Annotated in this window: 23 protein-coding genes; 3 read left to right on the top strand and 20 right to left on the bottom strand. The window is 70.8% G+C overall.

Translation table 11 applies throughout. The annotated features are described in order from the left end of the window. Window positions 1-56 precede the first annotated feature (56 nt). The 11 genes from E2169_RS12195 to rlmE all read right to left on the bottom strand — a co-directional run bounded on the left by E2169_RS12195 (window position 57) and on the right by rlmE (window position 12,122). Entirely contained in the window at window positions 57-1,349 is a 1,293-nt protein-coding gene (locus tag E2169_RS12195; RefSeq protein WP_132986879.1) for an adenylosuccinate synthase, read from the bottom strand. A gap of 28 nt (window positions 1,350-1,377) precedes the next feature. After that, window positions 1,378-1,566, bottom strand: a complete 189-nt coding sequence (locus tag E2169_RS12190) for a DUF2065 domain-containing protein (protein ID WP_132986878.1) — start codon at window positions 1,564-1,566, stop codon at window positions 1,378-1,380. A 16-nt stretch (window positions 1,567-1,582) separates the two neighbouring features. Further along, window positions 1,583-2,446, bottom strand: coding sequence for a protease modulator HflC (gene hflC, locus E2169_RS12185; RefSeq protein ID WP_132986877.1), 864 nt, complete (start codon window positions 2,444-2,446; stop codon window positions 1,583-1,585). After that, window positions 2,443-3,594 carry an FtsH protease activity modulator HflK gene (gene hflK / locus E2169_RS12180; protein WP_132986876.1) on the bottom strand — a complete coding sequence of 384 codons (1,152 nt, stop codon included), beginning with the start codon at window positions 3,592-3,594 and terminating at the stop codon, window positions 2,443-2,445. The genes hflC and hflK overlap by 4 nt, the downstream gene beginning before the upstream one ends. Window positions 3,595-3,696: 102 nt before the next feature. After that, window positions 3,697-5,004: a ribosome rescue GTPase HflX gene (hflX, locus tag E2169_RS12175; protein WP_132986943.1), complete on the bottom strand. Its 1,308-nt coding sequence runs from the start codon at window positions 5,002-5,004 to the stop codon at window positions 3,697-3,699. A gap of 71 nt (window positions 5,005-5,075) precedes the next feature. After that, window positions 5,076-5,360: an RNA chaperone Hfq gene (hfq, locus tag E2169_RS12170; RefSeq protein ID WP_132986875.1), complete on the bottom strand. Its 285-nt coding sequence runs from the start codon at window positions 5,358-5,360 to the stop codon at window positions 5,076-5,078. A 170-nt stretch (window positions 5,361-5,530) separates the two neighbouring features. Then, entirely contained in the window at window positions 5,531-6,481 is a 951-nt protein-coding gene (miaA, locus tag E2169_RS12165; RefSeq protein ID WP_132986874.1) for a tRNA (adenosine(37)-N6)-dimethylallyltransferase MiaA, read from the bottom strand. 18 nt (window positions 6,482-6,499) lie between these two features. Continuing rightward, complete coding sequence (gene putP / locus E2169_RS12160; RefSeq protein WP_229659152.1) at window positions 6,500-8,005, bottom strand: sodium/proline symporter PutP; 1,506 nt, start codon at window positions 8,003-8,005, stop codon at window positions 6,500-6,502. A gap of 117 nt (window positions 8,006-8,122) precedes the next feature. Beyond that, on the bottom strand, window positions 8,123-9,022 hold the full coding sequence (gene folP, locus E2169_RS12155; protein WP_132986873.1) for a dihydropteroate synthase: 900 nt from the start codon (window positions 9,020-9,022) through the stop codon (window positions 8,123-8,125). Between the two features lie 521 nt (window positions 9,023-9,543). Beyond that, window positions 9,544-11,457 (bottom strand): ATP-dependent zinc metalloprotease FtsH, encoded by a 1,914-nt coding sequence (ftsH, locus tag E2169_RS12150; RefSeq protein ID WP_132986872.1) that lies wholly within the window; start codon window positions 11,455-11,457, stop codon window positions 9,544-9,546. Window positions 11,458-11,489: 32 nt separating this feature from the next. Beyond that, entirely contained in the window at window positions 11,490-12,122 is a 633-nt protein-coding gene (gene rlmE, locus E2169_RS12145; protein ID WP_132986871.1) for a 23S rRNA (uridine(2552)-2'-O)-methyltransferase RlmE, read from the bottom strand. Between the two features lie 70 nt (window positions 12,123-12,192). Here rlmE and yhbY point away from each other — a divergent pair, with 70 nt between their 5' ends. Beyond that, window positions 12,193-12,498, top strand: a complete 306-nt coding sequence (gene yhbY, locus E2169_RS12140) for a ribosome assembly RNA-binding protein YhbY (RefSeq protein ID WP_132986870.1) — start codon at window positions 12,193-12,195, stop codon at window positions 12,496-12,498. A gap of 17 nt (window positions 12,499-12,515) precedes the next feature. Beyond that, complete coding sequence (locus E2169_RS12135; protein ID WP_132986869.1) at window positions 12,516-12,893, top strand: Mth938-like domain-containing protein; 378 nt, start codon at window positions 12,516-12,518, stop codon at window positions 12,891-12,893. A 23-nt stretch (window positions 12,894-12,916) separates the two neighbouring features. On the opposite strand, the gene E2169_RS12130 is transcribed toward E2169_RS12135, so the two are convergent. From E2169_RS12130 to surE, 4 genes are read right to left on the bottom strand one after another with little or no spacing between them, the layout of a single operon-like run. Continuing rightward, window positions 12,917-13,753 (bottom strand): peptidoglycan DD-metalloendopeptidase family protein, encoded by an 837-nt coding sequence (locus E2169_RS12130; protein ID WP_370465118.1) that lies wholly within the window; start codon window positions 13,751-13,753, stop codon window positions 12,917-12,919. 11 nt (window positions 13,754-13,764) lie between these two features. Continuing rightward, window positions 13,765-14,418: an exopolysaccharide biosynthesis protein gene (locus E2169_RS12125; RefSeq protein ID WP_132986868.1), complete on the bottom strand. Its 654-nt coding sequence runs from the start codon at window positions 14,416-14,418 to the stop codon at window positions 13,765-13,767. 4 nt (window positions 14,419-14,422) lie between these two features. Continuing rightward, on the bottom strand, window positions 14,423-15,103 hold the full coding sequence (locus tag E2169_RS12120; protein ID WP_132986867.1) for a protein-L-isoaspartate(D-aspartate) O-methyltransferase: 681 nt from the start codon (window positions 15,101-15,103) through the stop codon (window positions 14,423-14,425). Continuing rightward, entirely contained in the window at window positions 15,100-15,885 is a 786-nt protein-coding gene (gene surE, locus E2169_RS12115) for a 5'/3'-nucleotidase SurE (protein WP_132986866.1), read from the bottom strand. Before surE ends, E2169_RS12120 begins: the two co-directional genes overlap by 4 nt. 55 nt (window positions 15,886-15,940) lie before the next feature. Here surE and E2169_RS12110 point away from each other — a divergent pair, with 55 nt between their 5' ends. Then, window positions 15,941-16,492 (top strand): Smr/MutS family protein, encoded by a 552-nt coding sequence (locus tag E2169_RS12110; RefSeq protein WP_132986865.1) that lies wholly within the window; start codon window positions 15,941-15,943, stop codon window positions 16,490-16,492. A 1-nt stretch (window position 16,493) separates the two neighbouring features. On the opposite strand, the gene E2169_RS12105 is transcribed toward E2169_RS12110, so the two are convergent. From E2169_RS12105 to ftsB, 5 genes are all read right to left on the bottom strand, one after another. Beyond that, the gene (locus tag E2169_RS12105; RefSeq protein WP_132986864.1) at window positions 16,494-16,751 is read right to left on the bottom strand and encodes a hypothetical protein; all 258 of its coding nucleotides are present in this window, start codon (window positions 16,749-16,751) and stop codon (window positions 16,494-16,496) included. A gap of 108 nt (window positions 16,752-16,859) precedes the next feature. Beyond that, on the bottom strand, window positions 16,860-17,906 hold the full coding sequence (truD, locus tag E2169_RS12100) for a tRNA pseudouridine(13) synthase TruD (RefSeq protein ID WP_132986863.1): 1,047 nt from the start codon (window positions 17,904-17,906) through the stop codon (window positions 16,860-16,862). A 46-nt stretch (window positions 17,907-17,952) separates the two neighbouring features. Next, window positions 17,953-18,432 (bottom strand): 2-C-methyl-D-erythritol 2,4-cyclodiphosphate synthase, encoded by a 480-nt coding sequence (gene ispF, locus E2169_RS12095; RefSeq protein ID WP_132986862.1) that lies wholly within the window; start codon window positions 18,430-18,432, stop codon window positions 17,953-17,955. Then, complete coding sequence (gene ispD / locus E2169_RS12090) at window positions 18,429-19,130, bottom strand: 2-C-methyl-D-erythritol 4-phosphate cytidylyltransferase (RefSeq protein WP_132986861.1); 702 nt, start codon at window positions 19,128-19,130, stop codon at window positions 18,429-18,431. Before ispD ends, ispF begins: the two co-directional genes overlap by 4 nt. After that, window positions 19,127-19,459, bottom strand: a complete 333-nt coding sequence (gene ftsB, locus E2169_RS12085) for a cell division protein FtsB (protein ID WP_132986860.1) — start codon at window positions 19,457-19,459, stop codon at window positions 19,127-19,129. The genes ispD and ftsB overlap by 4 nt, the downstream gene beginning before the upstream one ends. Window positions 19,460-19,466 lie beyond the last annotated feature (7 nt).

The raw sequence follows: 19,466 nt of genomic DNA, 5'->3' as shown, positions 1-19,466 counted from the left end.
CGAGGGCGCTGCCGCCCTGCTGCCGGCGCCCCAGCCAAGGGTCGCCGGGGAATCACTCACGCAAACGGATCCTGCAGCACCATCGTGTGCTCGCGATCCGGCCCGGTGCTCACGATCGACAGCGGGCAGCCCGCCAGCTCTTCCAGCGCACGCAGGTACGCGCGCGCCGCCGGCGGCAGCTTGTCCCACTCGGTGATGCCGTGGGTGTCTTCGGTCCAGCCCGGGAACTCCAGGTACACCGGCTCGCACTCGGCCCAGCCCTGGGCGTCCAGCGGCGCGTACTCGGTCTCCTTGCCGCGGTAGCGGTAGGCGATGCACATCTTCAGCTTGTCCAGGCCGTCCAGCACGTCGAGCTTGGTGATGCACAGCCCGCTGATGCCGTTGATCGCCACCGCGCGCTTGAGCGCGACGATGTCGATCCAGCCGCAGCGGCGCGGGCGGCCGGTGGTGGCGCCGTATTCCTGGCCGCGGTCGCGCAGGCGCTGGCCGTCCTCGTCGTCGAGCTCGGTCGGGAACGGGCCGCCGCCGACGCGGGTCGCGTAGGCCTTGCAGATGCCCAGCACGTAGTCGATCGCGTCCGCGCCCACGCCGGTGCCGGCCATGGCGCCGCCGACGGTGGTGTTGGAGCTGGTGACGTAGGGATAGGTGCCGTGGTCGATGTCGAGCAGCGAGCCCTGCGCGCCTTCGAACAGCACCTTCTTCCCCTGCTTGCGCAGGTCGTGGAGGATGCCGGCGACGTCGGACTTCATCGGCTCGACGTACTCGCCGAAGGCCAGGGCCTCGTCGTAGGTCTGCTGGAAGTCGACCGCGTCCGCGCCCAGGTACTTGGTCAGCACGAAGTTGTGGTAATCCAGCGCGGTGCGCAGCAGCTCGGCGAGCTGCTCCGGATAGTGCAGGTCGGCAACGCGGATGCCGCGGCGCGCCACCTTGTCTTCATAGGCCGGGCCGATTCCGCGGCCGGTGGTGCCGATGGCCTTGCCGCCGGCGGCCCTTTCGCGGGCCTGATCGAGCGCGATGTGGTACGGCATGATCAGCGGCGTGGCCGGGCTGATCTTCAGGCGGCTGCGCACTTCGATACCCGCGTCTTCAAGCTCGCCGATCTCCTTGATCAGCGCCGCCGGACTCAGCACCACGCCGTTGCCGATCAGGCACAGCGCATCCTCGCGCAGGATGCCGGACGGGATCAGGTGCAACACGGTCTTCTTGCCGCCGATCACCAGGGTGTGGCCGGCGTTGTGCCCGCCCTGGAAACGGACCACGCCGCCGATGTCCTGCGTCAGCAGGTCGACGATCTTGCCCTTGCCTTCGTCGCCCCACTGGGCGCCCAGCACCACTACCGACTGGCCCATGGCCTGTTTGCTCCTGAAAGTGAAAAACTCAGCCCTGTCGCAGCCACCACAGTGCCAGCAGCCCCGCCGCCAGCACGATGCCACCGATGGCGCGCAGCTGGCGATCAGGCGTGGCCAGCATCTGCGCCATCGTGCGCTTCCAGGCGCCAGGGGCCGCGAACAGCAGCAGCCCCTCGATCACGGCCACCAGGCACAGCGCGGCCCAGAGGTCGCTCACCGGCGCCGCGTCCGGCTCACCGGTCGCTGCGCATGTACTGCAGGAACGGGTCGTTGCGCTCCAGCACGATCACCGCGTCGCCGGAGACGAAGGCGCGGCGATAGGCGTCGAGACTGCGCTGGAAGGCGAAGAACGACGGATCACGGTTCGCGGCCTGTGCATAGATGCCCGCGGCCTCGGCGTCGCCCTCGCCTCGCAGCTTCTGGGCGTCGCGCTCGGCCTCGGCCAGCAGCACGGTCTGTTCGCGGTCGGCCTCGGCGCGCACGATCCGCGCCTGCTCCTCGCCCTCGGCGCGCAGCGCGGCGGCCACCTGGCGGCGCTCGGCGCGCATGCGGTCGTAGACCTGGCCGATCACTTCGCTGTCGGTGGGCAGGTCGATCTGCTTGAAGCGGATGTCGACCACCTGCATGCCGAGGGTGCGCGCACCATCGTTGATGCCCGGCAGCTGGCGGTCGATCAGCTCGGCGCGGTTGCCCGACACCAGCTGGGTCAGGGTCTGCGAGTTGATCTCGTTGCGCAGCGAATCCTTGATGATCGGCGCCAGGCGCGCGGTCACCAGTTCCTCGTTGCCGCCGGTGGCGCGGTAGAAATCCGCGGCGTCGACGATGAAGCCGATGGCGACGAAGTCGACGCTCACGTCCTTGCGCTCGGACGTCAGCGAGCGTTCGGGCGGGAACTCGTTGGCCTGGAAGCGGCGGTCGAACACGCGCGCGCTCTCCACCATCGGGATCTTGAAGTGCAGGCCCGGACCGAGGTCGGTGCGCGCCACGCGGCCGAGGTTCAGCACCAGGCCGACCTGGCCCTCGCGGACCACGAACATCGAGCCGAGCAGGCCCAGGATCACGACCAGGACGATGGGGACGATCAGCTGCGGCTTCATCGGGTTCCTCCATCACGCGCGGGGCGCGGCATGGTACTGGTGGCGGCGGGCACGGTGGGCTCGGCCTGGGGCCTGGGGTCGAGCGGAGGCGCGACCATGTCGGGCGTCAGCAGCGGCGGCTGCGAAGCGGCGCCCTGCCCGGCCATCGGCACGTAGATCAGCTGGCGGCCGTCGCCGCCGACCACCGTGCGGTTGTCGGCCAGCACCTCTTCGACCGTCTCCAGCCACAGGCGCTTGCGGGTGACCTCGGGCGCCTTGGCGTACTCGTTCACCAGCAGGGTAAAGCGCTGGGCGTCACCGGTGGCGCGGGCGACGGAGGCGGTCTTGTAGCCCTCGGCCGTGGTGCGCACGCGCTGCGCCTGGCCGCGGGCCTCGGGCACGATGCGCGCGGCGTAGGCACGGGCCTCGTTCACCAGGCGCTCGTTCATCTGCTGGGCGCTGTTGACCTCGTCGAAGGCCGGCTTGACGGCCTCCGGCGGGCGGGCGTCCTGCAGGCTGAGCTCGGTCACGATCAGGCCGGTGCGGTAGGTGTCGAGCGAGGCCTGCAGCGAGGTCGCCGCGGCGGCCGACAGCGGGCCGCGCGCGTTGAGCGCGGAGTCGAGGTTGGAGCGGCCGATCTGCTCGCGCACCGCGCTCTGCGAGATCTGCTCGAGCACCCGGTCGGCATCACGCGAGCCGAACAGGTACATCTGCGGATCGCTGACCCGGTACTGCACGTTGAACGACACGGTGACGATGTTCTCGTCGCGGGTCAGCACCGGCAGGCTGTTGCTGAAGGTGCGCACGCCGGTGGTGTTGAGCTTGATGACCCTCTCGGCCGGCCACGGCAGCTTGAAGTTGGGGCCCGGCTGCATGACGCGGTCGAACTTGCCGAAGCGCAGCACCACGCCGCGGTCCTGTTCGCCGATCAGCACGAAGCAGTTGAAGGCCAGCCACAGCACCAGGGCGATGCCGATCCAGCGCAGCGGGTTGCCGCCACCGCCGCCGCCAAACAGGCCGCGGAGCTGGTCGAGGATGCCGTCGAAGGGACCACGGCCGCGGCCACCGCCACTGCGGCGCGGCGGCCAGGGATTCTGGCGGCGGCCGTTGCCGCTGTCGCCGCCCGAACCGCGGTCGTCGTTGTTCTTGCCGGGGATGTTCCAGGCCATGCTGGCTCCAGTCTGGGGGTCCCGCCACCGGGGAGCCGGCGACGATAAGGACATTCTACAAGGTGCGGGCGCGGCGGTCCTGCCCGCGTACGCGAAGAAGGTTCAGGCCGCGGGCAGCAGCGGCCGCAGCGGTTCGCCGCCGGCCTGCGCCGCCAGGCGCCGGGCGTCGGCCAGCGGCAGGTCGATGTCGAGCGTCCAGCCGTGTTCGTCATGTGTTTCGCCGCGGATGGCGTCGACCTCGTGCAGGCGCGCGCGCAGGCGGCCGGCATCCGGCGGCAGGCGTACCTCGCCCTGCAGGCGACGCAGCCCCAGGCGCCGTCCCAGCGCGCTGCGCAGCAGGTCCATGCCTTCGCGGTCGCGCGCCGAGATCCAGACCCGCTCGCGCACGGCGGCCTCGTCGGGGTGGTCGCCGGCGTGCGGCTGGTCGTGGCGCGCGGGCACGCCCAGGCGGTCGACCTTGTTGTAGACCAGCAGCTGCGGGATGTCGCCGGCGTCGATCTCGGCCAGCACTTCGTCGACCTGCGCCACGCGCTCGTCGCGCAGCGGATCGGAGGCATCGATCACGTGCAGCAGCAGGTCGGCCTCGCGGGCCTCGCTGAGGGTGGAGCGGAAGGCGGCGACCAGCTCATGCGGCAGGTCGCGCACGAAGCCGACGGTATCGGCCAGCACCACGTACCCGCCCGGCAGGGTGATCTTGCGCACCGTCGGGTCGAGCGTGGCGAACAGCTGGTCGGCGGCGTAGGCGTCGGCGCCGGTCAGGGCGTTGAAGAGCGTCGACTTGCCGGCGTTGGTATAGCCGACCAGGGCCACGCGCGGCAGCTCGCTGCGCACGCGGGCACGGCGCATCTGCGTGCGCTGCACTTCCACCTTGGCCAGCCGCGCCTGCAGCTGTTCGACCCGCTTCTGCAGCAGCCGGCGGTCGGTCTCGAGCTGGGTCTCACCCGGGCCGCGCAGGCCGATCGAGCCGCCGCGCTGGCTGTCCAGGTGGCTCCAGCCGCGGACCAGGCGGGTGGCCATATGCCGCAGCTGCGCGAGTTCGACCTGCAGCTTGCCCTCGTGGCTGCGCGCGCGCTGGGCGAAGATGTCGAGGATCAGCCCGGTGCGGTCGACCACGCGGCGCTCGAGGAACTTCTCGAGGTTGCGCTCCTGGCCCGGCGACAGCGGATGGTTGACCAGCACCAGGTCGGCCCCGGTGGCGTCGGCCGCGGCCTTGATCTCGTCGAGCTTGCCGCTGCCCAGCAGGGTGGCGGGGTTCGGGCGGCCGATGCGCGCGGGCATGACGTGGGCCACGGTGGCGCCCGCCGAGCGGGCGAGCTCGGTGAACTCCTCCAGCGCGCCCTCGTCGGGGGGCCCACCGGCATGGGGCTGGACCAGCAGCGCGTGCTCGCCCTTGCGGGAACGTTCAAACAGCTGGGTGGGCATGCGGTCGGCGGCTCGTTGTCATGGCCCTGAGATGGGGCCGGAAGGCGCCGACGCAACCGTCATTCGGCCTCGTCGCCGCCCGCATCCCCGTCCGTGGCGTCGTCGGTGGCCTGTACGACGCCGCCGCCGGGGCCCACGCGCACGTTGCGCGCCGGCACCACGGTCGAGATCGCATGCTTGTAGACCATCTGGCTGACGGTATTGCGCAGCAGCACCACGAACTGGTCGAAGGATTCGATCGTGCCCTGCAGCTTGATGCCGTTGACCAGGTAGATCGATACCGGCACCCGCTCACGGCGCAAGGCGTTCAGGAAAGGATCCTGCAAAGACTGTCCCTTGGACATTCGGTGTTCCCCAGCTGGTTTCTTGTTGTTATGGATGAATACGGCGTCGCGCCGCGTTGCCCGACCGCTCCCCGGTGGCAACCACACCGATCTTATACGACCCGCGCCCCTGCGGACGGCCAATGGCGGAACGGCGTGACCGCGCGCACGCCGGAGCCCGGCCCGGGCCCTCAGTCGAGGAAGGCATCGACCGCGCGCGCGAGCCCGTCGCCGTCCACCGTCGGATCGAACCAGCGCGCGTCCAGTTCCCCGCGCAGCCAGGTGAACTGGCGCTTCGCGAGCTGGCGGGTGGCGGCGATCGCCCGCTCGCGGAAAGCGCTGGCACCGAAGGCACCGTCCAGATGTTCCCAGGCCTGGCGGTATCCCACCGCACGCAGCGCCGGCAGGTCCAGCGGCGCGGGATGGTCGCGCAGTTCCGGCAGCGCGCGCAGCGCCCCGACCTCGTCCAGGAAGCCGGCTTCGAGCATCGCGTCGAAGCGGTCGGCGATGCGGTCGTGCAGCACGGCACGGTCGCGCGGGGCCAGCACCAGCTTGAGCACGCGGTAGGGCAGCCGTGGCGGTGCCGGCGCCGCGCGCCAGTCGCTGATCGTTCGCCCGCTCAGGCGATAGACCTCCAGCGCGCGCTGGATCCGCTGCGCGTCGGTGGCGTGGATGCGCCGCGCGGCCGCGGGATCGACCTGCGCCAGCTCCGCGTGCAGCGCCGCCCAGCCGCGCTCGCCGGCCTCTTCGGCCAGCTGCGTGCGCATCGACGCGTCGGCGGACGGCATCGTCGACAGGCCCTGCAGCAGGGCACGGAAATACAGACCGGTGCCGCCGGCCAGGATCGGCAGCCGGCCGCGCGTGGCGGTGTCGTCGATCGCGGCGCGGGCGTCGACGGCGAAGTCGGCCGCCGAGTACGGCTGCCAGGGATCGCGGATGTCGACCAGGTGGTGCGGCACCTGCGCGCGCTCGTCCGCCGTGGGCTTGGCCGCGCCGATGTCGAGGCCGCGGTACACCAGCGCCGAGTCGACGCTGACGATCTCCCCGCCCAGGCGCCGTGCGCAGTCGATCGCGAACGCGGTCTTGCCCGACGCGGTCGGGCCCATCAGGACGATGGCGGACGGGCGCCTGTCGATCGGCATGCGCCCGGCCTCCCCCGCTCAGTACCCGGTTTCGCGCAGCGAGGCCCGCACCTCGGCATGGGTGCTGCGGATGTCCTGCGCCGGCGCGCGACCGAGCAGGCTGACCGCGATGATCGCAAGCGTCGCCGCGATGAAGCCCGGCACGATCTCGTACAGCGGGAAGCCCATCCCCTCCACCACGAACTGCTTCCACGCGATCACCACCACCGCGCCGGTCACGATGCCGGCCAGCGCACCGTCGCGCGTCATCCGGCTCCAGAACAGCGACAGCACCAGTGCCGGTCCGAAGGCGGCGCCGAAGCCGGCCCAGGCATAGGACACCAGGCCCAGCACCCGGCTGTCCGGGTCGCGCGCCAGCCACAGCGCCACCAGCGCGACCAGCAGCACGCTGCCGCGCCCGACCCAGACCAGCTCGCGCTGGCTGGCCCGCTTGCGCAGGAAGCCGCGGTAGAAGTCCTCCGACAGCACGCTCGAACACACCAGCAGCTGGCTCGACAGCGTGCTCATCACCGCGGCCAGGATCGCGGACAGGATCACACCGGCAATCCAGGGGTTGAACAGCAGTTCCACGGCGGTGATGAAGACCCGCTCGGGGTTGGCGTCCACCGGGCCGGCCGCGTCGGGATGGAGATCGAAGAAGGCGATGCCGAAGAAGCCCACCGCCAGCGACCCGATCATGCACACGACCATCCAGATCATGCCGATCTTCCGCGCCTTGGGGATCGACTGCACGCTTTCCGCGGCCATGAACCGCGCCAGGATGTGCGGCTGGCCGAAATAACCCAGGCCCCAGGCAATCGCCGAGACGATCGCAAGCGCGCCGCCGGCGCCCACCCATTCCAGCCGCGCGGGATCGATCCCGCGGATCAGCTGGATGCTGCCGTCCATGCCGCCGTTGGCCATCACCACCATCACCGGCGTGAGGATCAGCGCGAACAGCATCAGCGTGCCCTGCGCGACGTCGGTCCAGCTCACGGCGAGGAAGCCGCCGACCAGGGTGTAGAGGATGGTCACCGCCGCGCCCCACCAGATCGCCTGTGCATACGACATGCCGAACACGCTTTCGAACAGGCGCGCGCCCGCCACCACGCCCGAGGCGCAGTACACCGCGAAGAACACCAGGATCACCAGCGCCGACAGCACGCGCAGCGTGCGGTTGCGGTCGTCGAAGCGGTTGGTGAGGTAGTCGGGCAGGGTCAGCGCATTGCCCGTGCGCTCGGTGTAGACGCGCAGCGGGCCTGCGACGTAGCGCCAGTTGAGCCAGGCACCCAGGGTCAGGCCGATCGCGATCCAGGCTTCGGCCAGGCCGCTTGCATACAGCGCGCCGGGCAGGCCCATCATCAGCCAGCCGCTCATGTCCGATGCGCCGGCCGACAGCGCGGTCACGGTCGGGCTGAGCCGTCGGCCGCCAAGGATGTAGTCGTCGAAGTTCTTGGTCGAGCGCCAGGCGTAGTAGCCGATCAGCACCATTCCGGCGAGATAGACGAGAAAGGTGACGATGAGCGGCGTGCTGGACTGGATCATGGGCGCAGGATTCCCCCCGGTTGGTGCCACCGCCCCACTGGCGCCAGCGCGGGCAGCCTAACGCAGGCATGCCGGGATGCACACCGGCCAGGCCGCACGGGGTGCCGCGATGGGCGCTCAGGCGTCGTCGGGCCAGGCGATGGCCGGCGCGGGGGTCGCGGTGCGCGGCTCCGGCACCGCGTCCACCGCTGCCCAGAGCCTCAGCGCGTCGATGGTGGCGGCCACGTCGTGCACGCGCAGCAGCATCGCGCCGCGCTGCGCGGCGACAAGGTGCGCGGCCACGGAACCGTGCACGCGCTGGCGCGGATCGTCGCGCCCGGTGACCTCGCCGATGCTGCGCTTCCGCGACAGGCCGGCAAGCATCGGCACGCCGAGTTCGATGAAGCGTTCGAAGCGTGCCAGCAAGGTCATGTTGTGCGCGGTGGTCTTGCCGAAGCCGAAGCCGGGGTCGGCGACGATGCGCTTGCGCGGGATGCCGGCCATCTCGGCGGCGAAGATGCGCTCGGCGAGGAAGCGGTGCACCTCGGCGACCACGTCGTCGTAGTCCGGCGACTCCTGCATCGAACGCGGTTCGCCGAGCATGTGCATGAGCACCACGGGCACGCCGAGCGCGGCGGCCGCGTCCAGCGCGCCCTCGGCGCGCAGCGCGCGGATATCGTTGATCATCCCGGCACCGGCTTCGACCGCGGCGCGCATCACCTCCGGGCGCCAGGTGTCGATGCTGACCGGGAGCGGGGTCTCGCGGGACAGGCGCTCGATCACCGGGACCACACGGCGGATTTCCTCCTCCGCACCGATGCTTTCGGATCCGGGGCGCGTGGATTCGCCGCCGACGTCGAGGATGTCCGCGCCCTCGGCCGCCAGCTGCAGGCCGTGCGCGACGGCGGCTTCGAGGTCGAAATGCTCGCCGCCGTCGGAAAACGAATCCGGGGTGACGTTTACGATGCCCATCACCCGCGGGCGGTCGAGGCGCAGGGGGCGGCCGGCGCAGTCGAGGGTAAGGACGGTGTCGAACATGCACGGACTCCCTGGCGACGGTGGCCGATTATCGCCCGTAACCCGGACTCCGGAATGGGAATGGCGCGGCATTGATACTCTCGGGCGCCGGGTGCCAGGGCCCTTGAGTGCTCATGTCCCCCGGCGCTGGCCTGCGGCCAGCGCCTCCTCCTTTACTTCGCTCTCAAGGGCCCTGGCACCCGGTGCGCAGCAGTACGCGGGGGCCCGGGAGCAAAAAGCCGGGGGTCGTGCGCACTCCAGCCGAAGCCGAGCCCCGCCGTGGCCGGGAGGCCTTCGCGGGGAAGTAAAGGAGGAGGCATCCGCCGCCAGGCGGATGCCGGGGGACATGAGCCGCGAAGGCCTCCCGGCCGCGGCGGGGCCCTCCAGGTCACGGCAAGGCGTAGCGAAAGAAGCAGACACCCGTCGTCGAAACCGTTCCCCCGGAGTTGGGAGATGAACCGAAAGAAAGCCGCGCCCGGAGGCGCGGCTTCGCGGGATGGCCGGCATGGTGATCGCGGCTATAGCCGCTCCCACCTTTTGCCTCAGGCCTGCGGCGCGGGGTCGGCGATCGGCGGCAGCGGATGCTTGCTGCCTGCGTCGTCGTCGTCGCCCTTGGGCTCCGGCTTGGTCCAGCCGATCGGCGGCGGCGGATCGCGGCCTTCCATGATGGCGTCGATCTGCGGCACGTCGATGGTCTCGTACTCGAGCAGCAGCTTGGCCATCGTGTGCAGCTTGTCGAGGTGTTCGGTGAGGATGGCCTTGGTGCGGTTGTAGGCCTTGTCGAGGATCTCGCGCACTTCCTCGTCGATCCTGCGCGCGGTCTCGTCGGACACGCTCTTGTGCTGCGTGACCGAGCGGCCCAGGAACACCTCGTCCTCTTCCTCGCCGTAGGCGATCGGGCCGAGCTCTTCCGACAGGCCCCACTTGGTGACCATGGCGCGGGCCATCTTGGTGGCACGTTCGATGTCGTTGGAGGCGCCCGTGGTGACCTTGTCGGTGCCAAAGATCAGCTCTTCCGCCACGCGGCCGCCGTACAGCGTCGCCAGGCGACTGTGCAGGCTTTCACGGGTGGAGCTGTAGCGGTCGCCCTCCGGCAGGAACTGGGTCACGCCCAGCGCGCGGCCGCGCGGGATGATCGTGACCTTGTAGACCGGATCGTGGTCGGGCACCAGGCGGCCGACGATGGCGTGGCCGGCCTCGTGGTAGGCGGTATTGGTCTTCTCTTCCTCGCTCATGGCCATCGAGCGGCGCTCGGAGCCCATCAGGATCTTGTCCCGCGCCTTGTCGAAGTGCTCCATGCGCACTTCTTTGGCGTTCTCGCGCGCGGCGAACAGCGCCGCCTCGTTGACGAGGTTGGCGAGGTCGGCGCCGGAGAAGCCCGGCGTGCCACGCGCGACCACCATCGGCTCGACGTCGTCGGCCCGCGGCACCTTGCGCATGTGCACCTGCAGGATCTGCTCGCGGCCGCGCACGTCGGGCAGGCCCACCATCACCTGGCGGTCGAAGCGGCCCGGGCGCAGCAGCGCCGGATCGAGCACGTCGGGACGGTTGGTGGCGGCGACCACGATCACGCCCTCGCCGCCCTCGAAGCCGTCCATCTCGACCAGCAGCTGGTTCAGCGTCTGCTCGCGTTCGTCGTGCCCGCCGCCCAGGCCGGCGCCGCGATGACGGCCGACGGCGTCGATCTCGTCGATGAAGATGATGCACGGGGCATGCTTCTTGGCCTGCTCGAACATGTCGCGCACGCGCGACGCGCCGACGCCGACGAACATCTCGACGAAGTCGGAACCGGAAATCGAGAAGAACGGCACCTTGGCCTCGCCGGCGATCGCCTTGGCCAGCAGCGTCTTGCCGGTGCCGGGCGGGCCGACCATCAGCACGCCGCGCGGGATCTTGCCGCCGAGTTTCTGGAAGCGCGAGGGATCGCGCAGGAACTCGACCAGCTCGGACACTTCTTCCTTGGCCTCGTCGCAGCCGGCGACGTCGGCGAAGGTGACCTTGACCTGGTCGTCGCTGAGCAGCTTGGCGCGCGAGCGACCGAAGGACATCGCACCCTTGCTGCCACCCTGCTGCATCTGCCGCATCATGAAGAACCAGAAGCCGATGATCAGCAGCACCGGCAGGAAGTTGAGCAGCAGCGACCACAGCGTGATGCCCGACTCCGGCGGCGCCTGCTTGATCTCCACGCTGTGGTTCATCAGGTCGTCGACCATGCGCTCGTCGCGGCGCGGCGCGGTGGTGATGCCGCTGGTGCCGTCCTTGCGCTGGAACTGGACCGAGCGCTCGTCGCTGGCGATGTCCACGGACTTGATTCGATCCGTGCGGACCTCGGTCATGAACTGCGAGTACATGACCTCCTGGCTGGCGGGCACGTTCGGGCTGAAGCTGTTGAAGACCACCATCAGCACGACGGCGACCACCACCCACAGCATCAGATTCTTGACCAGGTCGTTCATTCTAAATTCTGCTCCGCGGCAACGCCGCTAGGTTACTTGATCCGTTCCAGCTTGCCCTGCGCCAACGCATAGACTTCCGGTGAACGCTGGCGCGAGGCCGCCGGCTTGCGGACCGCGACTTTCGCGTACCGCCGGCGCAGCTCGCGCACGTAGTCGTCGAACCCGGCCCCGTGGAACAGCTTGATCAGGAGGGCGCCGCCCGGCCGCAGGTGCCGATCGGCGAAATCCATCGCAAGCTCGGCCAGGTGCATGGCCCGCGGCTGGTCGACGGCTGCTACACCACTCTTGTTGGGGGCCATGTCGGACAAGACAAGGTCCACTGGTGCCTCTTCAAGCATGGATTCCAGCCGTGAGAGCACCATATCGTCCCGGAAATCGCCATGAAGGAACTCGACGCCGGCGAGCGGCGGCATGTCCAGGATGTCCAGGGCGATCACCCGGCCGCCGTCGCCCAGGGCCTTGCGGACCCATTGCGACCAGCCCCCGGGGGCGGCGCCAAGGTCGACCACGGTCATGCCCGGCTTCAGCAGGCGGTCGCGGGCGACCAGCTCCTCGAGCTTGTACGCGGCCCGCGAGCGCATGCCCTCGGCCTGCGCCTTCTTCACGAAGGGGTCGGCGAAGTGCTCCTGGAGCCAGCGCTGGCTGCTTTTACTGCGGGTGGCCATCGCCTGGGAACGGAGCAACGCGGGCCGCCATGATACCCTGCGTGGCCTTCCGCACCTGACTGCCGCCCACATGACCGTCGACCTAACCGCCGCCCAGATCCGCTTCCTGCGCGGCCAGGCCCACGGGCTCAAGGCGATGCTCCAGGTCGGCGGCAAGGGCCTGACCGACACCCTGGTGTCCGAGGTCGAGGGCGCGCTGGAGCACCACGAACTGATCAAGGTGAAGGTCGCCGCGGCCGACCGCGAGGCGCGCGACGCCCTGGTGGGCGCGCTGGCCGAGCGCAGCGGCGCCGTGCTGGTGCAGCGCATCGGCCACGTGGCCGTGCTCTACCGGCCCAACAGCGAGAAGCGCCAGATTATCCTGCCGCGAGGCTGAGTCCGGGAGGGCACACGATGGATCTCGTCCAGGAGCGCCCGGATTACGACTACGTGCTGCGCGCCGCCGACGGCAGCTCGGCCCTGGTCAACGACCGCCAGCTCGGGTCCAGCTTCATCCTCGCGCCCGACCGCCTGGTCGAGGACTGGGCGGCCGCGCCCATCACCGAGCTGACGCCGGAACAGCTCGAACCCCTGCTCGCGCTCGAACCCGAAGTGCTGGTGATCGGCACCGGCGATGCGCAGGGATTCCCTCCGCCGCGCACCCTTGCCGCCTGCCTGGCGCGCGGCGTGGGCCTGGAAGCGATGAACAACGCCGCCGCGGCGCGAACCTTCAACGTGCTGGCCAGTGAAGGCCGGCGCGTGGTGGCCGGCTTCATCCTCTCCGACGCCTGAGCGTCCGGACTTCGCCGTCGCGCTCAGCGCCGCGGCAGGTAGCGCAGCGGATCGACCGGCTTGCCGTTGTAGCGGATCTCGAAGTGCAGCATGTCGCGGTCGGCGCCGGTGCGGCCCATTTCCGCGATCTGCTGGCCCACGCGCACGCGGTCGCCCTCGCCTACCAGGCGCTTGCGGTTGTGGCCATAGGCCGACAGCCACTGCTCGTCGTGCTTGATGATGACCAGTTCGCCGTAGCCGACCAGTCCGGAACCCGAGTACACGACCACGCCGTCGCCGGCTGCGCGCACCGCCTGTCCGGCCGAACCCGCGACACCGACGCCCTGGCGCGTGGGGTCGCCCTCGACATAGCGGCTGACCAGTTGCCCGTCTGCGGGCCAGCGCCAGGACACCGCGCTGCTCGCCGGCGCCGACCCCGTGGGCTGCGGCGGGGCCTGCGTGGGCTGCACGGTCTTGCCTCGGCTGTCGGTCACCGGACGCGAGGTGCCGCTGGAACGCCCGCCGGCCGCGGGGGACGTGCCTGCCGTGCGCGTGCTGCCGCCGGAACCCGATGACGGGTACAGGCGCAGCCTCTGCCCCGGGTAGATCGTGTATGGCGCCGGGATGCCGTTCCACATCGCCAGGTCCAGCGGGCTGATGCCGTTGTTGACCGCCAGCCGGTAGAGGTTGTCGCCCTTGCGCACGGCCACCGTCTGCCCCGGCTTCGGCGCCGACGCACGGGTCGAAGATCCGCCCTCCCGGACCACCTTGCTCGTGCCGCAGCCGGCAAGCGCCAGCATCAGTGCGACGGCGGGGACCAGGGCGATGCGGGCGTTGCGACGGATCGGGAGCATGCGCGAGGGGACCTCCAGGCTGGGCATGGCGTGTGGGTTCAACCCGCGAAGCGCTGCCACAGATGCTGCAGGGCCAGTCCGCCGCCGCCGATCAGCACGCTGAAATAGATCACGGTGCCGATCGTGGCGAGGTGGCCGAGCAGCACCGCACCGCCATCGCGCTGGATGAAGCCGACAGCGTAAAGCAGCAGCGCGATTCCGGGGATGGTATTGCTGAACGGGACGAATCCGAACGGCGCCATCAGCAGCAGCGCGGCGAAGATGAAGGCGAGGTCGTTGAATACCCGCTGCGCGCGTCCGTCGACCGCCGCGGCCATGCGGTGCGGACGGCTGATGCGCTCGAGCCTGTGCACCCAGGACATGCCGGCGGTGAGCGCGGGGCGCAGGCGGTCGGCGGGCAGCTGTCGCTCGGCGAGCTTCTTCGGAATCCACAGCGGCCGCCCGGACAGGCGGCTGATCCCGACCAGCAGGATCGCCGCGCCGAACACCGTGCTCACGCCCGGGATCGATACCGGGATCAGGAACACCAGGGTCAGCAGCATCGACAGCACCAGCAGGCCTTCGTCGCCGATGACGGCAAGCAGCTCGCCGAGGCTCATCGACCCCCTTGGCAGGCGCTCGACGATCCCCTCGAGCTGGCTGCGCAGGGATTCGTCGCCGGCGCCGCCGGAGGGTGTCACGGGTATGGTCATGCGTTCAGTCCACGAGTCCGGAAAGTAGGGGCACGAAGGCGACGCTCGCCAGCGTGTCCTGCGTGATGTGGCCTTCGGCGTCCTTGCGCAGGCGCAGCAGCGACTGCCCGCCGCCGGCGCCCACCGGTGCCACCAGCACGCCGCCGGGAGCCAACTGGGCGGTCAGCGCATCGACCAGCGCCGGTGCGCCGGCGGTGACCAGGATGCCGTCGAACGGCGCCTCTTCCGGCCAGCCGACGCGGCCGTCGTCGTGCTTGCTGCGCACGTTGAGTCCGAGCGAACGGAAGCGCTTGCGCGCCACCCGCAGCAGGTCGCCGATGCGTTCGACCGTGAACACCTCCAGCCCGAGCGCGCCGAGGATCGCGGCCTGGTAGCCGGAACCGGTGCCGACCTCGAGCACGCGCCTGGGCTGCGCGCCGTCGAACAGGGCTTCGGTCATCTTCGCCACCACCCAGGGCTGGGAGATGGTCTGGCCGTGGCCGATCGGCAGCGCGGTGTCCTCGTAGGCGCGGGTGGCCAGCGCCTCATCGATGAACAGATGCCGCGGCACGACGCGGATGGCATTGAGCACCCGCTCGTCGGTGATGCCGTTGCCGCGCAGGCGCTCGATCAGGCGATCGCGCACGCGCTGCGATGTCATGCCCACGCCCAGCGCTTCGGGCTGCAGCCGCAGGCGCGGCGTCATGCCTGGCCTCCGTTGCGCAGGGCTTCTTCGAGGCCACCGACCCAGGCGGCGACCTGCTCGAGCGCCTGGTAACGCGTCAGGTCGACCTGGATGGGGGTGATCGCGATGTGCTTCGTACGCACGGCGTGGAAGTCGGTGCCGGGACCCGAGTCCTGCTCGGCGCCGGCGCCGCCGATCCACCAGAAATGGCGGCCCCGCGGGTCCTGCGCCGGGACGCAGGCCTCGGCGCGGTGGCGGTTGCCCAGGCGCGTGACTTCGAAGCCCTCGATCTCCGACCACGGCAGGTCGGGCACGTTGACGTTGAGGATGGTGTCGGCCGGCAGCGGGTCGGCCTTCAGGCGGGCGACGATCTCGACCGCCGCGCGCGCCGCGGATTCGTAGTGCAGGCCGACGTGGTCGCGCGTCACCAGCGAGACCGCCACCGCGGGCAGGCCGAGGAAGCGGCCTTCCATCGCCGCGGCGACGGTGCCCGAGTAGATGACATCGTCACCAAGGTTGGCGGTGTTGTTGATCCCGGAAACCACGATGTCCGGGTCGTCCTCGAGCAGGCCGGTGATGGCGACGTGGACGCAGTCGGTCGGCGTGCCGTGGATGCGCCAGGTGGACGCGTCCAGCTGCACGGCCTGCAGCGGCAGGTCGAGGGTGAGGGAATTGCTGGCGCCGGAGCGGTCGCGATCGGGGGCGACGACGGTGACCTCGTGGCCGGCGGCACGCAGGCCTTCGGCGAGCGCGCTGATGCCGGGGGCGTCGACGCCGTCGTCGTTGCTAACGAGGATTTTCATTGCGTCGATGATAACGGAACGCGACGCCCGGGGTCCCTCGCGCTAGGCTTGCAACATGGTCGGAGCGGGCGGAAAACACGACGACGAGGATGACGACGCGGCGCTGTTCCGCGCCGCGGTCGGCCCGGTGCGCGAATTGCCCGCGACCCCCGCGCCACCCGGGCGCCCCCGGCCGCGACCACGGGCACGCATGGCCGAACGCGACGAAGCGCAGGCGCGCGAGGACTTCCGCCTCGGCCGCGGCGAGGCCTTCGCGATCGAACGCGGCGACGTGATCTCGCACCGGCGCGAGCAGGTGCCGCCACGCACATTCAGGCGCCTGGCACAGGGGCTGTACGCCGCCCAGGACGAACTCGACCTGCATCACGCCGATGCGGGCACCGCCGAAACCCTGCTGCGCCGTTTCCTCGCCGAGGCACGCGACGCCGGCCACGGCTGCGTGCGCGTGGTCCACGGCAAGGGCATCAATTCCACCGACAGCCTGCCGGTGCTGAAGAACGTGGTCGACCGCGTCCTGCGCCACCGCGCGGACGTGCTCGCCTTCCATTCCGCGCCGCCCACCCAGGGCGGGACCGGCGCGGTGCTGGTGCTGCTGGCCCGGCGCTGAGCTACTGGGCCTCGACTCCGCCGTCGCTGTCGCTGTCGGCGCCGACGCGCTTGGTCGGCGGATTGAACCAGCGCACGCTCACGCCGCGGCGGCGCGCCACTCGTTCCACTATCGCCACGTACTCGGCGTCCTGCACTACATGGTCCGGCGCCTGGTAGGGTTGCGGCGCTGCTTTCGACGCCATGCCCCCGCCGCTGGCGCAGGCCGCGAGCAATACGGCCGAGGTTGCGATCAGGGCTGCCTGGGTTCTGGTTTTCATGGGATGCCCTCCGTGATTGCGTGCCGCCACCAGCGGCCCGCATACCACCTCTATACCCGCCGCTGACACCTTGCCAGTGCCCCGGCGGGCTTTCCGACAGGCGGCACTTCAGGTGGTGCCGGCATCGTCGACCGCACCCAGTTCCGCGAGGACCGAGGTGGCGTAGGTGCCGGGCGGCAGGCCGAACCCGAGCTCCAGCACGTCTCCGGCCAGCCAGCGCCAGGCCAGGCCATCGGGCCGCAGCCGGGTCGCGCGCCGTTCCTGCCGCAGGCCCTCGGCCTCCAGCCCGGCACGCAGCGCGAGACTGTCGCCATCGACCAGCGCAAGCAGTTCCAGGGCTCGCGCCTCGCCTTCGCTCCGCAGTTGGCCCCGTCCCCACAGCGGCGCACTGGGATGGATGTCGAAGGCATCCAGCCGCGCCGCCAGCGCATCGCTCCAGGGTTCGGGTCCGAACACGCTGCGGCTGCCGTCGAGCACCCACACCTCGCCGGCCAGGCCGCGGTCCCAGCGCCCCGACTCCACGCGCGCGGCGAGCACGCGGTTGAACAGCGCCGAACGCGCCGCCGACAGCAGCAGCGCGCGCTCGTCGCGGCGCACCCGCATCCCGTCGAACATGCGCCGCGCCTTGTCGACGTTGCCGCCGCCGCGCCCGAAGCGCTGCACGCCGAAGTAGTTGGGAACGCCGCGGGCGGCGATGTCCTGCAGGCGCGCGTCGATGGTGGCGGCATCGCCTTCGACATCGCGCAGCACCAGCACGAAGCGGTTCCCGGCCAGCGCGCCGCGGGGCAGCTTGCGCACATGCCGGGCGTGGTCGAGCACGCGGAGCGCCTGCCCGGTGGCGGGATCGTCGCGTTCGAGCGTCGCGATCTCCGGCGCCTCCCGTCCCGGCATCTGCACGCTGAAACGCTGCCGTGTCACCGCGTGGCGGTCCTTGAGGCCTGCGTAGCCGACCGCGCGCTCATCCACACCGGCCCACTCGGCAAGCAGGCGCGCGACGAAGGCGGTGTTCATGCCGCGCTTCTCGATCGTCAGCAGCAGGTGCTCGCCGGCACCGCTGGCTTCGAAGCCGGTGATCTCGGTGACGTCGAAGTCTTCCGGCGCGACCCGGATCCGCGCGCCCAGCACCGGCGCGCCGTGGGCGCGCGGAAGATCCATGCTCACCGGCGCCGGCCTGCCTGTGCGCGCGGCAGCGTCGCTTCGCTCACGCCGCCACGAGCAGGCACACCGCGTGCGCGGCGATGCCCTCTTCGCGGCCGATGAAGCCCAGGCGCTCGCTGGTGGTGGCCTTGACGCTGACCGCGTCCAGCGCGACGCCGAGGTCGGCGGCGATCGCCTCGCGCATCGCCTGCGCGTGCGGACCGATCTTCGGCCGCTCGCAGACCACGGTGGCATCGACGTTTCCGGCCTTCCAGCCGCGCTCCGCCGCGAGGACCACGCAGTGGCGCAGCAGTGCGCGGCTGTCGGCGCCCTTCCAGCGCTCGTCCGACGGCGGGAAATGCACGCCGATGTCGCCCAGCGCCAGCGCGCCGAGAATGGCGTCGCACAGCGCATGCAGGATCACGTCGCCGTCGCTGTGCGCGACCAGGCCGCGGCCGTGCGGCACGCGCACGCCGCCGAGCATCACATGGTCGCCGTCGCCGAAGGCGTGGACATCGTAGCCGTGGCCGATACGGATGGTCATGCGTCCTCCCCCGCCGCGCGCCGCGCGAGCAGGAATTCGAAATAGGCCAGGTCGGCCGGGGTCGTGACCTTGATGTTGTCCGCAGCGCCCTCGACCAGCAGCGGGCGCGCGCCCTGGCGCTCCATGGCCATGGCTTCGTCGGTCACTTCGACGCCGTCGGCGGCGGCGGATTCCAATGCGCGGCCCAGCTGCAGGCGACGGAACAGCTGTGGCGTCAGCGCGCGCCACAGGCGATCGCGCGGCTCGGTGCGGTCGATGCCGCCGTCGTCGCCGGCACGCTTGAGCGTGTCCCGCACGGGGCTGGCGAGGATCGCGCCGACCGGATCCTCGCGGCCACGTTCGAGCAGCGCCGCCAGGTCGGCCGGACGCAGGTTGGGGCGCGCCGCATCGTGCACCAGCACGAAGGCATCGGCGCGCACGCTGTCGGGCAGCGCGGCCAGCCCGGCCAGCACCGATTCCGCGCGCGTGTCGCCGCCGGTGCAGGCAATGACCGGTCGGCCGCTGCCGTCGCTCCAGCCCGGCCAGCGGGAATCACCATCGGCCAGCACCAGCACCGCGCCCTCGACGCCGGGATGCGCGAACAGCGCACGCAGGCTGTGGGCGATCAGCGGCTCGCCGGCGACCTCAAGGTACTGCTTGGGCACCTCGCCGCCAAAGCGCGTGCCACGGCCGGCGGCCGGAACCACGACCCAGGTCATGGCGTCTCCTCTTCGTCATTGCCGGCCGCGGCCGGAGCCGTCGGCGGCGCGTGGTCGACCACGCGGTAGAAGGTCTCGCCGGGCTTGATCATGCCCAGCTCCGCGCGCGCGCGCTCCTCGATCGCGGCCTCGCCGGACTTGAGGTCGGCGACTTCGGCGGCCAGCGCGGCGTTGCGCTCGCGCAGGCCGTCGTTCTGGCGCGCCTGCTGCTCGACCTCGGCCTGCAGCGCGGCGACCTCATGGTTGCCGCCGCTGCCGAACCACAGCCGGTACTGCAGCCACGCCAGCAGCGCGACCAGCACCACCAGCACGATCCGCAGCGTGCGCATGGCCGTT

Source organism: Luteimonas terricola, assembly GCF_004352845.1.
Taxonomy (GTDB): domain Bacteria; phylum Pseudomonadota; class Gammaproteobacteria; order Xanthomonadales; family Xanthomonadaceae; genus Luteimonas; species Luteimonas terricola.
The sequence above is the reverse complement of the archived record's forward strand: the minus strand, read 5'-3'. Positions and strand labels throughout refer to the sequence as shown.

Coding starts and splice junctions, on each gene's coding strand:
- E2169_RS12195 (WP_132986879.1), bottom strand. CDS start 1,349: ATGGGCCAGTCGGTAGTGGTGCTGGGCGCCCAGTGGGGCGACGAAGGC.
- ispD (WP_132986861.1), bottom strand. CDS start 19,130: ATGACCTGGGTCGTGGTTCCGGCCGCCGGCCGTGGCACGCGCTTTGGC.
- hflK (WP_132986876.1), bottom strand. CDS start 3,594: ATGGCCTGGAACATCCCCGGCAAGAACAACGACGACCGCGGTTCGGGC.
- E2169_RS12135 (WP_132986869.1), top strand. CDS start 12,516: ATGGATCTCGTCCAGGAGCGCCCGGATTACGACTACGTGCTGCGCGCC.
- yhbY (WP_132986870.1), top strand. CDS start 12,193: ATGACCGTCGACCTAACCGCCGCCCAGATCCGCTTCCTGCGCGGCCAG.
- ftsH (WP_132986872.1), bottom strand. CDS start 11,457: ATGAACGACCTGGTCAAGAATCTGATGCTGTGGGTGGTGGTCGCCGTC.
- surE (WP_132986866.1), bottom strand. CDS start 15,885: ATGAAAATCCTCGTTAGCAACGACGACGGCGTCGACGCCCCCGGCATC.
- folP (WP_132986873.1), bottom strand. CDS start 9,022: ATGTTCGACACCGTCCTTACCCTCGACTGCGCCGGCCGCCCCCTGCGC.
- putP (WP_229659152.1), bottom strand. CDS start 8,005: ATGATCCAGTCCAGCACGCCGCTCATCGTCACCTTTCTCGTCTATCTC.
- rlmE (WP_132986871.1), bottom strand. CDS start 12,122: ATGGCCACCCGCAGTAAAAGCAGCCAGCGCTGGCTCCAGGAGCACTTC.
- hflC (WP_132986877.1), bottom strand. CDS start 2,446: ATGAAGCCGCAGCTGATCGTCCCCATCGTCCTGGTCGTGATCCTGGGC.
- E2169_RS12120 (WP_132986867.1), bottom strand. CDS start 15,103: ATGACGCCGCGCCTGCGGCTGCAGCCCGAAGCGCTGGGCGTGGGCATG.
- E2169_RS12130 (WP_370465118.1), bottom strand. CDS start 13,753: ATGCCCAGCCTGGAGGTCCCCTCGCGCATGCTCCCGATCCGTCGCAAC.
- E2169_RS12105 (WP_132986864.1), bottom strand. CDS start 16,751: ATGAAAACCAGAACCCAGGCAGCCCTGATCGCAACCTCGGCCGTATTG.
- hfq (WP_132986875.1), bottom strand. CDS start 5,360: ATGTCCAAGGGACAGTCTTTGCAGGATCCTTTCCTGAACGCCTTGCGC.
- ispF (WP_132986862.1), bottom strand. CDS start 18,432: ATGACCATCCGTATCGGCCACGGCTACGATGTCCACGCCTTCGGCGAC.
- miaA (WP_132986874.1), bottom strand. CDS start 6,481: ATGCCGATCGACAGGCGCCCGTCCGCCATCGTCCTGATGGGCCCGACC.
- truD (WP_132986863.1), bottom strand. CDS start 17,906: ATGGATCTTCCGCGCGCCCACGGCGCGCCGGTGCTGGGCGCGCGGATC.
- E2169_RS12110 (WP_132986865.1), top strand. CDS start 15,941: ATGGTCGGAGCGGGCGGAAAACACGACGACGAGGATGACGACGCGGCG.
- ftsB (WP_132986860.1), bottom strand. CDS start 19,459: ATGCGCACGCTGCGGATCGTGCTGGTGGTGCTGGTCGCGCTGCTGGCG.
- E2169_RS12125 (WP_132986868.1), bottom strand. CDS start 14,418: ATGACCATACCCGTGACACCCTCCGGCGGCGCCGGCGACGAATCCCTG.